This is a genomic window from Amycolatopsis sp. MJM2582 (assembly GCF_000754115.1).
Taxonomy (GTDB): Bacteria; Actinomycetota; Actinomycetes; order Mycobacteriales; family Pseudonocardiaceae; genus Amycolatopsis; species Amycolatopsis japonica.
On the sequence record NZ_JPLW01000001.1, the window covers coordinates 242,441 to 256,296 of the forward strand.

The 13,856-nt window shown below is 69.7% G+C and carries 12 protein-coding genes; 6 read left to right on the plus strand and 6 right to left on the minus strand.

All coding sequences use genetic code 11. The features are described 5' to 3' along the window. Nucleotides 1-149: 149 nt before the first annotated feature. Nucleotides 150-587, plus strand: coding sequence for a hypothetical protein (locus tag ED92_RS01105; protein ID WP_081975671.1), 438 nt, complete (start codon nucleotides 150-152; stop codon nucleotides 585-587). Between the two features lie 61 nt (nucleotides 588-648). Here ED92_RS01105 and ED92_RS01110 read toward each other — a convergent pair whose 3' ends face one another. Further along, complete coding sequence (locus ED92_RS01110; RefSeq protein WP_037332231.1) at nucleotides 649-1,689, minus strand: serine hydrolase; 1,041 nt, start codon at nucleotides 1,687-1,689, stop codon at nucleotides 649-651. A gap of 58 nt (nucleotides 1,690-1,747) precedes the next feature. Next, nucleotides 1,748-2,611, minus strand: coding sequence for a glycosyltransferase family 2 protein (locus ED92_RS01115; RefSeq protein ID WP_200882659.1), 864 nt, complete (start codon nucleotides 2,609-2,611; stop codon nucleotides 1,748-1,750). A gap of 128 nt (nucleotides 2,612-2,739) precedes the next feature. On the opposite strand from ED92_RS01115, the gene ED92_RS01120 reads away from it, so the two are divergent. Continuing rightward, a complete protein-coding gene (locus ED92_RS01120) occupies nucleotides 2,740-3,273 on the plus strand; it encodes a hypothetical protein (RefSeq protein ID WP_037332233.1) in 534 nt (177 codons plus the stop codon). A gap of 126 nt (nucleotides 3,274-3,399) precedes the next feature. On the opposite strand, the gene ED92_RS01125 is transcribed toward ED92_RS01120, so the two are convergent. Further along, nucleotides 3,400-4,536, minus strand: a complete 1,137-nt coding sequence (locus ED92_RS01125; protein WP_037332234.1) for a glycosyltransferase family 1 protein — start codon at nucleotides 4,534-4,536, stop codon at nucleotides 3,400-3,402. Between the two features lie 70 nt (nucleotides 4,537-4,606). Further along, nucleotides 4,607-5,662 carry a glycosyltransferase family 1 protein gene (locus ED92_RS01130; protein WP_037332235.1) on the minus strand — a complete coding sequence of 352 codons (1,056 nt, stop codon included), beginning with the start codon at nucleotides 5,660-5,662 and terminating at the stop codon, nucleotides 4,607-4,609. A 19-nt stretch (nucleotides 5,663-5,681) separates the two neighbouring features. On the opposite strand from ED92_RS01130, the gene ED92_RS01135 reads away from it, so the two are divergent. From ED92_RS01135 to ED92_RS01145, 3 genes are read left to right on the plus strand one after another with little or no spacing between them, the layout of a single operon-like run. Beyond that, complete coding sequence (locus tag ED92_RS01135; RefSeq protein WP_037332236.1) at nucleotides 5,682-6,593, plus strand: glycosyltransferase family 2 protein; 912 nt, start codon at nucleotides 5,682-5,684, stop codon at nucleotides 6,591-6,593. Between the two features lie 32 nt (nucleotides 6,594-6,625). Continuing rightward, nucleotides 6,626-9,139 carry a glycosyltransferase gene (locus tag ED92_RS01140; protein WP_037332237.1) on the plus strand — a complete coding sequence of 838 codons (2,514 nt, stop codon included), beginning with the start codon at nucleotides 6,626-6,628 and terminating at the stop codon, nucleotides 9,137-9,139. Beyond that, on the plus strand, nucleotides 9,132-10,220 hold the full coding sequence (locus ED92_RS01145) for a glycosyltransferase family 1 protein (RefSeq protein WP_037332239.1): 1,089 nt from the start codon (nucleotides 9,132-9,134) through the stop codon (nucleotides 10,218-10,220). Before ED92_RS01140 ends, ED92_RS01145 begins: the two co-directional genes overlap by 8 nt. A 58-nt stretch (nucleotides 10,221-10,278) precedes the next feature. Here the strand turns inward: ED92_RS01145 and rfbD are convergent, their stop codons facing one another. Both rfbD and rfbB read right to left on the minus strand, forming a co-directional pair. Then, on the minus strand, nucleotides 10,279-11,169 hold the full coding sequence (rfbD, locus tag ED92_RS01150; RefSeq protein ID WP_152610811.1) for a dTDP-4-dehydrorhamnose reductase: 891 nt from the start codon (nucleotides 11,167-11,169) through the stop codon (nucleotides 10,279-10,281). Then, nucleotides 11,156-12,139, minus strand: a complete 984-nt coding sequence (rfbB, locus tag ED92_RS01155; RefSeq protein WP_037332240.1) for a dTDP-glucose 4,6-dehydratase — start codon at nucleotides 12,137-12,139, stop codon at nucleotides 11,156-11,158. The genes rfbD and rfbB overlap by 14 nt, the downstream gene beginning before the upstream one ends. Before the next feature lie 151 nt (nucleotides 12,140-12,290). Here rfbB and ED92_RS01160 point away from each other — a divergent pair, with 151 nt between their 5' ends. Beyond that, a complete protein-coding gene (locus ED92_RS01160; RefSeq protein WP_037332241.1) occupies nucleotides 12,291-13,823 on the plus strand; it encodes an LCP family protein in 1,533 nt (510 codons plus the stop codon). Nucleotides 13,824-13,856 lie beyond the last annotated feature (33 nt).

Sequence of the window (13,856 nt, forward strand, 5' to 3'; positions counted from 1 at the left end):
GGCGGCCGCTCCTAGGGCCTACCCTAGACATCACACAGTCGGCCCTGAACCCAGAGGGCCCCAGGTCAGTCGGGAGGCCTAGGGGAATGGACCCCCGTGCTCGGGCGGACGCCTTGCTCGCACGCGCAAGCGCGCGTGGAGCCTTCGTCGTGACACCGGACAACGCGACGTCTCCGATGGACTCCGCGAACACTCAGCAGATCCCCCGGTCGGTGGTCGCCGAGATCGACCGTTCGTCGGACCCGGACACGACCACTCAGCTGCCTGCTTCGCTGATCGCGGAGAACGACCACCCGCTAGCGGGACCCGAACCGACGACGCGGCTGGACCTGCCGCCGGCGCGGGGCGAGGGCTCGACCCAGCCGCAGCCGTATCCCCGGCGTCCCGGCACCCCGCAGCAGACCAGACCGCTGCCGCAGGCGACGACCCCGCTCACCCGGCGGCCGCCCGCCGCTCCGGTGCAGAGCCCGCTGATCGAGCAGCCGGAGCCGGAGACCGTCGAGAACGAGGTCGGCGGCTTGGTGCCGACGGTGAAGCAGAACCCTTCGGGGCGTTCGAACCTTTCGCGCCGGCTGGACGGCATCTAGCCCCTCCACACGCGTGGCATGAAAGGTCCTTTCCTTGCAAAATTTGCAAGGAAAGGACCTTTCATGGCCTCCGGATCAGCCGATCGATCTCCTTGATCGCCGCACCTCCGCCGTACGTGGCGTTGGACAGCATCGCGACATCCAGCCCTTCGGCCGGGTAGTGCCGCATGAGCGAGCAGACGCCGACGTTCCCGCCGTCCTTGTAGTAGTGCCGCACCGATCCGTCCGGTGCCGGCACGAATTCGAGGCCGAAGCCGTACCAGACTCCGCTGCTGTGGAGTACCTGCGGCGTGAGGAACTCCTTCGTGCGCTCAGGGCTCAAGAGCCGTTCTTCGCGGATCGCCCGCAGAAGCCGCACGAGATCGCCGACGGTGCAGTACGCCCCTCCGTCGGGTGAACCGATCGGCGGGTAGCTGAAGATGTTCTGCTTCCAGCCGGTGATCCGATCGCCGTCGAGGATCGGGTCCCAGCCTTCGGCGACCCTCGGCTGCGGATCACGCCGGTCGAAGAACCCCGAATCGGTCATCCCCGCGCGGTCGAGCACGGCCTCCCGGACGTGGTCGCGATACGGCCTCCCGGTGATCTCCTCGATCACCAGCCCCGCGAGGACATAGCCCGAATTGCAGTACCGGCAGCCCTCGCCGGGCGCGAAATTCGGTGTCCGGTAAGCGAAATTGGGCAGATGGTCACGCGTCTCGACGACCGAGTACACCGGCTTGTCGACCCACAACGCCTCGTAACTCTCGCCCGCTTCCTCGTCGGCGTCGTCGGCGATCCCGGACGTGTGCGTGAGCAGATGCCGCGTCGTCACCCCGGCCGTGATCATCGTGTCGCCGAGGTCGATGATCTCGCCGATCGGGCGGTCGAGGTCCAAGCGGCCTTCGTCGGCCAACTGCACTGCGGCGATCGAGGTGATGACCTTGGTGATCGACGCGGTGTCGTACCGGACGTCCGGCGCGTTCGGCACCGACCAGCGGCGGCTGGCCAGGCCGTAACCGCGTTCGAACAGGGTCTCGTCGCCGCGCCGGATCAGCACGACTCCGGAGAAGCGATCCTCCCCGGCGCGTTCCGTCAGCCAGGTGTCCAGTGCGGCGAAGTCCATGCACCGACGGTAACGACGACGAGGAACCCAGTCGCGTGAATTCCGGTGGCCGGAACGACTACTTCCGGCGCGTTTCGAGCTTGAGACGCAGCGCGAGCCCGGCCTTCACCGCGAGCATGACCGGCTTCCACAGGAGACCGCGGTGACGGTCCGCGAGGTAGCGGTACGCACTGTCGTGGTGCGCGCGCAGCATCTTCGCCGACGCCTGCGACGTCGAGTGACCACCGATGTGCATGACGCTGGCCGAAGGCGCGTACACGTTCAGCCAGCCGGCGCGGGACAGCCGGTCACCGAGGTCGACGTCCTCGAAGTACATGAAGTAGCGCGTGTCGAACCCGTCGACCGAGTCGAAGGCCTCGCGACGGAACAGCTGGCAGGACCCGGAAAGCCAGCCCGCCGTGCGCTCGACCGGGGTGCCGGTCTCCTGCCGGTACTGCCGAGTCCACGGATTGCCCGGCCAGATCTTGCCGAACACCGCGTGCCCGATCCCGCGGCCGAACGACGGCAGCAGCCGGGCCGACGGGTACACCGTGCCGTCGAGGTCGTGGATGAGCGGGCCGAAGGCGCCCCCGCGCGGCCAGCGCTCGGCCACCTCGAGCAACGCGTCGAGCGAACCGGGCTCCCATTCGAGGTCCGGGTTCACCACGACGACCCAGCCGTAGTTGTCGTCGAGTTCCGCGACGCCCCGGTTGGCGGCGGTGCCGTAGCCGACGTTCTCGCCGATGCTGAGCAGCTTGACGTTGTCCCGGCGGGCGGCCTTCTCCGGCGCGCCGTCCGTGGAGTCGTTGTCGGCGACGACGACCTGGACGTCCCGGTCCGTCGCCTTCTCGAGGGTGTCGAGGAACTTCTCGAGGGTCTCGCCGGGGAAGTACGTCACGGTCACGACGGCGATCCCGTCGCCGTAGCTGGGGTGCTCAGTCACGCGGCCATTGTCCACCCGTCACCGAACGCGACTTCGGCCCACCCACCTCGGCCACGCGGGTTGCACGGCCGCAACAGAGCGTGCGCACCCGACTGCTTTACGCAATCAGCGGCAGGCAGAATGGACCGATGCCCGTGCACGCCTTCATCGACGAATCGGTGCGAGACCAGCGGTACCTCCTGTGCATGACGCTGGTTCCCCCGGCACAGCTGGCACCGTCGCGACGAGAGCTGACCGCACTGCTTCTTCCTGGCGCACGGGAACTGCACTTCAAGAAGGAAAAGGAACCCCGTCGCAGGCGACTGATCGACCGCATAGCCGCCTTGGAAGTCACGACGATCCTGTATCTGGGCTCGTGCACCCGGAAAGAAGAGGAAGAGACCAGGCAGAAATGCCTTGAACGTGCTGTCACCGATCTACTCGCCAAGAACGCACACCGGTTGGTTCTCGACTCGCGTGACCACCGCGATGTCCACGACCGCAGAACATTGCAGCGCGCTCTCGGCCATCGGCCTTCCAAGACCGAGCTCACCTACGAGCACTTGAACTCGACCGCCGAGCCGCTGCTGTGGATTTCCGACGCGGTGGGATGGTGTTTCGGCGCGGGCGGTCACTGGCGCCGGAAAGCAGACCGGCTCGTCGACGCGATCATCGAACTCTGAACGGCGAAAAGCCCGCGAGACGACCGTCCGGACGCGTCACGGGCTTTCATACTCGGCCCCACCGGGACCTCGCGCTTCAAGCATACCCCACATGCCGCGAACGGCTCCCCTGGCGGAAGTGGGACCTCAGCTCGCCCGCCGCTGCGCATGCCGGTGCCAAGCCTTCGCGTAAGCCTCCCGGTGCCGCTCCGCGGTCGTCGCCCACGAGAACTCCTTCGCCCGCCGAAGCGCGGCTTCGGCCAGTTCGGCCCGGCGAGCCGGGGCATCGAGCAGCTCCGAGATGGCTGCGGCGACGTCTCCGGCGCCGACACCGCAGTAGGCGACCGCGTCCCCGCCGACCTCCGGCAGCGAAAGCCGTCGCGTCGTGAGCACGCTCGCACCGCACGCCATCGCCTCCAGCACCGGCAGCCCGAAGCCCTCGCCGAGGCTCGGATAGGCGACCAGTTCGGAGCCGCCGAGGAAACCGGCGAGCGTGTCGAACGGCAGATACCCGGCCCGGATCACCCGCAGCCGGTGCGGAACGGCGTCCAGCGCGCGTTCGACCTGCGAGTCCCAGCCCGGCTGCCCGGCCAGCACCAGGGCGGGCGGGTTCGGCCTGCCGATCACGGCGTGCGCGAAGCCGCGGATCAGCGCGGGCACGTTCTTGCGCGGTTCCAGCGCGCCGAGGAAGGCGACGTACGGCGTCTTCCCGAGTCCGACGGCCTTGCGCGCGGCCTCGATCTCCGCAGGCGAAGGCGGATGGAACCGATCCGGTTCGACGCCGTGGTGGATGATCTCCAGTTCCGCCGTGCGGACCTGGCCGACGCGTTCCAGCTCGGCCGCCGTCGCGATGCTCGGCACGACACACAGCGTCGCCCGGCGAAGCGCCGTCGCGGTCCAGGCGCGGAAGAAGCGCGCCTTCACCGAAGAGTGCAAGACCGCGTCGGTGAAGAAGGTCGCGTCGTGCAGCGTCACCACCGAAGCGGCCGGGCTGGCCAGCGGCATCGTGTAGTGCGGTGAATGGACGACGTCGGCGGCGAGCCGGCGGACCAGCCGGGGCAGGGTCGCCTGCTCCCAGGTCAGCCTGGCCGTCCTGGTCGACGTCGACGGTGACGTGGGCACGATCCGCGCGCCGGGCGCGAGCCGGTCGTACAGCACCGCGTCCCGCGGCTGGCAGACGACGGTGATCCGCGCGCCGTCCTCGTCCAGCGCCGCGACCAGCGAATCCACGTAACGACCGACGCCACCCCGGTCCGCGGGGACGGCGGTCGCGTCGATAAGCACGCGAGGGTCATCGGTCACCCTAGGAGGGTACGGCGGTGCACTGCGTTCGCGGTGGGGAACCGACAAACTGCTAGCGCAGGTGGAGCCCCCAAACCGCCGAAGCGGCTCGTTGCCAGGTGAACTCACTCGAACGACTGAGACCACTGTCACGCAGGGCTGCCGCACGCTCCGGCTGGTCGAGGACGCCGCGAAGGGCATCCGCAAGCGCTTGCGCGTCGCCGACGGGGACGGTGACGCCCGCTCCCCCGGCCACCTCGACCAGGGCGGGAGCGTCCGAATGCACCACCGGCACCCCGGCCGCCATCGCCTCGATCAGCGGCAGCCCGAACCCCTCCGCCCGGCTCGGCATCGCCAGCACCGACGCGCCCCGCAGCACGAACGCCAGCTCCGCGTCGCTCACCTTCCCCAGCACCCGGACGTCGGCGCCGTGCTCGCGCGCGAGCGCCGACGGATCGATACCGCCCCACCCCGGCTGACCGGCCAGCACCAGCGGCACGCCGATCCGGCCGGCGGCGTCGATCAGCACGTCGATGCCCTTGCGCGGCTCGATCGTCCCGATCGCGAGCACGTACTTCTCCGGCAGCGCGACCTCGGCGAACCCGGCGGGCGGCCGCACCCCGTGCGGGATCACGCGCACCGGCACCGAAACCGGCACCAGCGCGGCGAGCTCGTCCGCAATAGCTTGCGTGGGCACGGTCAGCGCGGTCGCCCGTGACGCGGCCCGCGCGATCACCGCCTTGTGCCAAGCGACGCCGCGCGGGGTCAGCGTCTCGGGATGCGTCCACGGCACGGTGTCGTGCACCGCGACCGACAACGTCCGCCCCTTCGGCACCCGGGCGGGTGCGAGTGGTGTCGGCGCGTGGACCGCGTCGCCGCCCGGCCACCACGGCAGGCCCAGCTGCCAAGCGGCGATGAGCGCCCGGGGCGGGATCGGCAGCACGCGCGGCCCCTCGACCCCCTCGACGACCGCGGCTTCGATGTCGGCGTGCCGCGCGACGACGCTCGACACCGTCCAGCCCGGCGGCGCCGTCTCGGCGAGCGCGCGCAGCAGCTCACCGGTGTAGCGGCCGGTCCCGCCGGGGACCGGCGCCAGCAGCTGCTCGGCGAGCACGACCAGTTCGGGCATGGTCTCTATTCTCTCCACCATGACCAGCACCACCGTCGTCGTGGTCACCTGGCGCGGCGCCGCGCACATCACCGCCTGCCTCGACGCCCTCGCCGCCCAGTCCCGCGCGCACCGGACCCTGGTCGTCGACAACGCCTCCGACGACGGAACGGCCGCCCTGCTCGCCGCCCATCCGTCGAAACCCGAAGTGCTCCGGCTGCGGCACAACACCGGCTACGCGGGCGCCATGGCCGCCGCACTGGACAAAGTGGACACTCCGCTGATGGCCTGGCTCAACGACGACGCCGCGCCGAGCCCGGATTGGCTCGCGACCTGCGAAGACACGCTCGCGAAGGCGCCGCTCGCCGCCGCCGTGAGCGCCCGCCTGACGCTCGCCGACGGGACCGTCCAGTCCACCGGCGTCCGCCTGACCGCCGACGGTCACGGCGCCGACCTGCCGGAATCCGCCGACGAGATCTTCGGCTTCTGCGGGGGCGCGGCCGTGCTCGACGTCGAGGCGCTCCGTTCCGTCGGCGGCGTCCCCGCCTCCTACTTCTGCTACTACGAGGACACCGACACCGCGTGGCGGCTGCGGCTGGCGGGCTGGGACGTCGTCAGCGCCGAAGCCGACGTCACCCATCAGCATGGCGCGAGCACCCGGCCGGGTTCGGTCCGGTTCCACCTGTGGAATGAACGCAACCGCCTCCTGACCCTGCTGCGGTGTGCTCCGCGCGCGGTGGCGATCCGCCAGCTGGTGAAGTTCGCCGTGCTCACCCTGGTGCTGCCCCTCCGAGGGAAACCGGCGGCACCGAACTTCCGTCCGAGCCTCCGGTGCCGCGTCCTCGGCGCCGTCGCCGTCCGCCTGCCGCGCACGCTGGTCGAGCGGCGGGCCGTCGGGCGACGGGCGACACTGGGCCGAGGCGCGGTCTGGGAGGCGTGGGCGGGCAATTAAGCTTGCCCCAATCGAGAGCAGGGAGTACGGCTTTGGCGCAGGGGGAAACGCAACCGGTCGTCTCGGTGATCGTCGTGAACTACCGGGGGGCCGCCGACACCGTCACCTGCCTGCGCGCACTCGCCGAACACGATTACCCGAACCTCGAGGTCATCTGCGTCGACAACGCCTCCGGCGGCACCGACGTCGCCGAGATCAAGGCCGCCGCACCGGGCGTCAAACTCGTCGAATCCCCGGTGAACTCCGGCTTCGCGGGCGGCTGCAACCTCGGCGCGCGGCACGCCACCGGCACCGTCCTCGCCTTCCTGAACAACGACGCCCGCCCGGCTCCCGGCTGGGTCGGCGCGGCCGTCGCCGAGCTGCGCGCACAGCCGACCGTCGCCGCGGTGGCCAGCAAGGTCCTCGACTGGGACGGCACCGGCACCGATTTCGTCGACGCGGGCCTGACCTGGTTCGGCATGGGCTACAAACGCCACGCCGGCAGCCCGCTGGCCGACGTCCCCGCCGCCGAACACGAGATCGCCAAGGACGTCCTGTTCGCGACCGGTTCGGCGATGTTCGTCCGCGCCGGGGTGTTCGCCGAACTCGGCGGCTTCGACGAGCGGTTCTTCATGTTCTACGAGGACGTCGACCTCGGCTGGCGGCTGAACCTGCGCGGCTGGCGCGTGCGGTACGTGCCCGAGTCGCTGACCTACCACAAGCACCACGCCACGATGTCCACAGTGGACGCTCCGGACTCCGGGCGCGAGACGTTCTTGCTGGAGCGCAACGCCTTGGCGGCGCTGTACAAGAACCTCTCCGACGAGACCCTCTCGCGGGCGCTGCCCGCCGCGCTGGCCCTGGCCGTCCGCCGGGCGACGGCGCGCGGAGACCTCGACGCCACCCAGTTCGATCTCGCCCGGGGTGTCGGCCCGGCCGAAACCGGCCCGGTCGAAGTGCCGAGAACGACGTTGGCCGGGGTGCTGGCGATCGACCAGTTCGTCGAACTCCTGCCGTCGATCGCCGAGGCGCGCGCCACCGAACAGGCCGCCCGTGTCCGCACCGACGCCGATCTGCTTCCCTTGCTGCGCAAGGCCTTGGAGCCCGCGTATCCGCTGCCGCGTTATCTCGCCGCGCACGACGTCCTGGTCGAGACGTTCGGGATCGACGCGCTCTTCGGGCAGCGCCGCAAGGTGCTGGTGATCACCGGCGACGCGATCACCGAGCGGATGGCGGGCCCGGCGATCCGCGCGTGGAACATGGCCGCGACGCTGGCCACCGAGCACGACGTCCACCTGGTGACGATCAACCCCCTCGCCGACCCGCCGCCCGCGCCGTTCCGGGTCAGCGCGGCGACCAGGCGCGATCTGGAGACACCGATCGCCTGGGCCGACATCATCATCCTGCAGGGGCACGTGCTGGAGCTCGCACCGTCGCTCAAGAAGCAGTACGCGCACAAGATCGTGGTCGCGGACCTGTACGACCCGATGCATCTGGAGCTGCTCGAACAGGGCAAGGGCGTGCCCGACGACAAACGGGCGCTGGACCTCATCGGGGTCACCAAGGTCCTCGACGCGCAACTGGAGCGCGGGGACTTCTTCCTGTGCGCCTCGGAGCGTCAGCGCCACTTCTGGCTGGGCCACCTCGCCGCGATGGGCAGGCTCTCGCCGCGGCTGTACGACGCCGATCCGACGACCCAGTCGCTGCTGTCGATCGTCCCGTTCGGCCTGTCGCCGCAGGCACCGGTCCGCACCGGCCCCGGTCTTCGATCCACTTTGGACGGTATCGGCGAGACCGATCACGTCGTGCTGTGGGCGGGCGGGGTCTACAGCTGGTTCGACCCGTTGACCCTGGTCCGGGCGATCGAACGGCTCCGGCAGCGCCGCGGTGACGTCCGCCTGGTGTTCCTCGGGATGAAGCATCCCAACCCCGAGGTCACCGAGATGGACATCGGCGCGCGCACGATGCTGCTCTCGGACACGCTCGGCCTCACCGGCAAGCACGTGTTCTTCAACCAGCAGTGGGTGCCCTACGAGGAACGCCAGAACTGGCTGCTCGACGCGAACTGCGGTGTCACCACGCATTACGAGCACGTCGAGACGACGTTCGCGTTTCGCACGCGGGTGCTGGACTACCTGTGGGCCGGGCTGCCGATCGTCACCACCGACGGGGACTCGTTCGCCGATCTGGTCCGCGAGGAGAAGCTCGGCGTCGTCGTCCCGGCCGAGGATGTGGACGCGCTGGCCGACGCGCTGGAAAAGGCGTTGTACGACGAGGAGTTCGCCGCCCGCTGCGTCGAGCGGATGGCCGCCGTCGCCCAGCGTTACGCCTGGCCCGAGGCGCTGAAACCGCTGGTGGAGTTCTGCCGGAACCCGCGGCCCGCCGCGGACCGGCTGCCCGGCTCGGAGGACCTCGTGGTCACGGCTCCGGTACGGGGCAAGGAAATGCTGCGCCGCGACGTCGACCTGATCCGCGAGTATCTCGCCGACGGCGGGCCGAAGGAACTCGTGCGGCGCGTCGGCGGCCGGGTGGTCAAGGTCGCCAAGCAGAGGCTCGGCCGTGGCTGACCGCCCCTTGCGCGTCCTGCTCGACGGGACCCCGCTGCTCGGCGCCAGGACGGGTATCGGCCGGTACACCGTCGCCCTGTCCGAAGAGCTCGCCTCGATGTCCGAAGTGGACACTCGTGCGGTCGCGTTCACGTTGCGCGGCTGGCGACGGCTGCGGCACGTGCTCCCGCACGGCGTCCGGGCCCGTGGCATGCCGGTGGCCGCGCGGCTGTTGCGGAAGGCGTGGCTGCGATCGCAGCTGCCGCCCGTCGAACTGTTCGCCGGGCCGACGGATGTCGTACACGGCACCAACTTCGTGCTGCCCGGCCGGTTCCGCGCGGCGGGTGTGGTGACCATCCACGATCTGGCCTTTTTGGAAGCTCCCGAGGAGCTCGCGCCGAGCGATCACGAGCTGCCGCGGCTGGTCCGGCGCGGTGCCCGGCTCGCCGACGCGATCTGCACGCCCACCAACGCCGTCGCCGATCAGGTCGCCGAACGGCTCGACGTGGACCGCGGCAAGATCATCGTCACCCCGCTCGGCGTGAACCCGGCGTGGTTCACCGCGCGCCCGCCGGATTCCGAGCGCCGCAAGGAACTCGGGCTCCCGGACAAGTACCTGCTCTTCGCGGGCGCCCCCGGCCCCCGGAAGGGCCTGCATTGGCTTCAGCAGGCCCACGAGGCCGCGCCGGATCTGCCGGATCTGGTGTTCGTCGGCCCCGGTTCGTTCTCGGTGGGCTCACGTTCGCGGCATGTCGGCTACCTGTCGGACGTGAACCTCCGGCGGGTCGTCGCCGGGGCCAGCGCGCTGGTGCTGCCGTCACGCGACGAAGGCTTCGGGCTTCCGGTGCTGGAAGCGCTGGCGTCGGACGTTCCCGTGGTGTGCACGGACATCCCGGCGCTGCGCGAGGTCGCGGGGAACTGCGCGAGCCTGGTGCCCTACGAGGACGTCGACGGACTCGTGGAGGCGCTGCGGATGGCCGTCAGCGACCCGCACGCCGTCGCCACCTCGGCCGCGCGCCGCGCCCACGTCGCGAACTTCACCTGGCGCGCGTGCGCCGAACTCACCGTCGCCGCGTACCGCCAGGCGAGCACGAAGCATTGACCTCCCGCATTTAGTCCTCTGAATGCGAGCGCATTCAGAGGACTAAATGCGGGAGGAGTCAGGAAGCGAAGTAGGCCTTCAGGGCATCGGACCAGTCCCGAAGCGGCGTGAGACCCGCCTCGCGCCACGAAGCATTCGACAGCACCCCATACGCCGGACGCGCAGCCGGACGTGGGAATTCCGCCGTCGTACACGGCTTCACCCGAGCCGGGTCCGCGCCGAGTTCCGCGAAGATCGCCTTCGCGAAGCCGCACCACGTCGTCGACCCACCGCCCGTGCAGTGCAGCACCCGCTGCGAAGGCCCTTCACCCGCGGCGATCCGGCCCGCCAGCTCCAGCAGCCCGGCGGCGAGGTCGCGCGACCAGGTCGGCGAACCGGTCTGATCGTCCACTACGGACAGTTCTTCGCGCTCCTTCTCCAGGCGCGCCATGGTCTTCACGAAGTTCGACCCGGTTTTGCCGTACACCCAGGACGTCCGCACGATCCAGGACCGGGCCCCGGATCCGAGCAGCGCGTCCTCGCCGGCCGCCTTCGTCCGGCCGTAGGCGTTCAGCGGGCCCAGCAGGTCACCGGGCTCGTACGGCGTAGTCGCGTCACCGGCGAACACGTAGTCCGTGGACACGTGGATCAGCGGCACCCCGCGCGACGAGCACGCGGCGGCGAGCACCCGGGGTCCGTCGGCGTTCACCGCGAACGCCCGCTCTTCATCGGTTTCCGCCGCGTCCACCGCGGTGTAGGCCGCCGCGTTGATCACCACCGGCGACGTCCCCGTCGCCCGCGCCCGGTCCGCCAGTTCGGTCACCGCGGCGACGACCTGGCCGGTGTCGCGCACGTTCAGCTCCGAAGACGACGGTGCCGCGACCTGGGGGGCCAGCGCCGCGAGGTCCTGCCCGAGCTGACCGGATCCACCCGGTACGAGAATGCTCAGCACCCGCTCACGCCCCCGCACGGTTCTTCAGCGGCTCCCACCACGACCGGTTTCCGCTGTACCAGGCGACCGTTTCGGCCAGACCGTCCTCAAAGGACTGACGCGGCGCGTAGCCGAGCTCCGTCGAGATCTTGGTGATGTCGACCGAGTACCGGCGGTCGTGCCCCTTGCGGTCCTCGACCGGCTCGACGCTCTCCCAGTCCGCGCCGACGGCGGTCAGCAGCCGCTCGGTCAGCTCGCGGTTGGTGAGTTCCGTGCCGCCGCCGATGTTGTAGACCTCGCCCGGCCTCCCGCCGTCGGCGACGAGCTGGATGCCGTGACAGTGATCGTCCACGTGCAGCCAGTCACGCACGTTGAGTCCGTCGCCGTAGAGCGGGACCTTCTTGCCGTCGAGCAGATTGGTCACGAAGAGCGGGATGACCTTCTCCGGGAATTGGTACGGACCGTAGTTGTTCGAGCACCTCGTGACACAGACGGGCAGCCCGTGCGTGCGGAAGAACGAACGCGCCAACAGATCCGAGGACGCCTTCGACGCCGAGTACGGCGAATTCGGCTCCAGAGCGTGGTCTTCGGACCAGGAACCCTCGTCGATCGAGCCGTACACCTCGTCGGTGGACACGTGGACGAACTTCCCGACCTCGGCCTCGAGCGCGGCCTGCAACAGGGTCTGCGTGCCCAGGACGTTGGTCAGCACGAAGTCGGCCGCACCGGCGATCGAACGGTCCACATGGGACTCGGCGGCGAAGTGCACGACGAGGTCGACGCCCCGCATGAGCTCGCTGACCAGGGCACCGTCACAGATGTCGCCCTTTTCGAACCGGTAGCGCGGGTTCTTGCGCACCGGCTCCAGGTTCGCCTCGTTGCCCGCGTAGGTCAGCTTGTCGAGCACGATCAGCTCGGCGTCGGCCAAGCCTGGGTACGCGCCCGTCAGCACCTGCCGGACGTAATGCGAACCGATGAACCCGGCACCCCCGGTGACCAGCACTCGCATCCCGCGATCCTCCCTCTACGACTTCACCGACCGGCCGAGTGTGTCACGACCGGGGCAACCTTTCACCAGCCTACGGACGTCTAACACGAGGATCAGTAGAGTTACCGGCGAGGCACGCGTGTGCCCTGGGGAGATTCGTGGAGGACCGCACGTGACCGAGTGGCCCGGGCCACCCATTCCGGCGCGCCGTGGCGGCGGCGTCGTGGTGTTCGCCCGCCGCGGCGTGAAGGTCGTGTTCAGCCTGGTCTCGATCACGATCCTGGCGCTGACCTGGTGGGGCTGGCAGTTCATCGGTGACCCGTCGCAGGGCTTCGCGACCACGAACATCTTCGAGGACAACGGCCATCCGCCGGCGAAACCGCTGGACGGCGCGATCGACATCCTGCTCGTCGGTCAGGACAGCCGCACCGACGCGCAAGGCAACCCGCTGCCGCGCGAGGTCCTCGACATGCTGCACGCCGGGGTTTCCGACGGCGAGCGCCAGACCGACACGATGATCCTGGTGCACATCCCCCAGAACGGTAAGAAGGCGGTCGCGATCTCCTTCCCCCGCGACTCGTGGGTCGAGATCACCGGCGGTTTCGGCAAGCACAAGCTCAACAGCGCGTACGTGTACGCCTACAACGACACGTCGAAGACGCTGCAGCAGCAGGGCAACTCCGATCTCAAGGACGTCGACGCCAAGGCCAAGGACGCCGGCCGCAAGAACCTGATCGCGACGCTGGAGAAGTTCATCGGCAAGCCGAAGATGATCGACCGGTACGCCGAGGTGAACCTGTCGAGCTTCTACGAGATCACCAAGGCGATCGGCGGCGTCGAAGTCTGCCTCAACAACGCGGTCAAGGAGAAGAAGTCCGGCGTGGACCTGCCCGCGGGCAAGTCGATCGTCGAGGGCGTGCAGGCGCTCGCGTTCGTCCGTCAGCGCTACGACCTGCAGAACGGCGACCTCGACCGGATCGCGCGGCAGCAGGCCTTCCTGTCGGGGCTGGCGAACAAGGTGCTCTCCTCCGACGTCCTGATGAACCCGGCGAAGATCTCCGACCTGATCGACGCGGTGAAGAAGTCGGTCGTGCTGTCGGCGGGCTGGGATCTGCCCGAGTTCGCCGCCCAGATGCGGGGCCTGACCAGTGGAAACGTCGAGTTCCACACCATCCCGACCCAGGGCGACGCGAATATCGGCGGCGCCGCGGTGCTCCGGGTGGACCCGGCGCAGGTGCAGGCCGAGGTCACCCGCCTGACCGCCGACGGCGAGACGGCACCGGCCGAGACCCCGGCCACCCTGCCGGGCGCGGAAGCGGTGACCGTCGAACTCTTCGACGGATCCGGCTCGCCCACGGTGGCCACCGAAACGCGGAACCTGTTGCAGGGCAAGGGTTTCAAACTGGCGGCCGACACCAAGCTCAGCACCCGCAACTCGACGGTCGTCCGGTACGCGCCGGGTGACGACGACGCGCTGGCCCTGATCAAGCAGGTCTTCGGCACCGCGGTGCAGGCCGAGGCGGACCGTGACGTCGCCCCCGGCAAGGTGCGGGTGCTGCTCGGCAAGGACTTCAAGGGCGCGAGCGCGACCACGGCCCCGTCGAAGACTTCGATCCCTTCGAAGCCCGCTCAGCCGCCCTCCAGCGCCCCGGCGGCGCCCAGCACGACGCCGATCGTCGCGGGCAATGTGCCCTGCGTCAATTAATCCCGGGTACTCAGCGTGGCCGACCTCACGGTG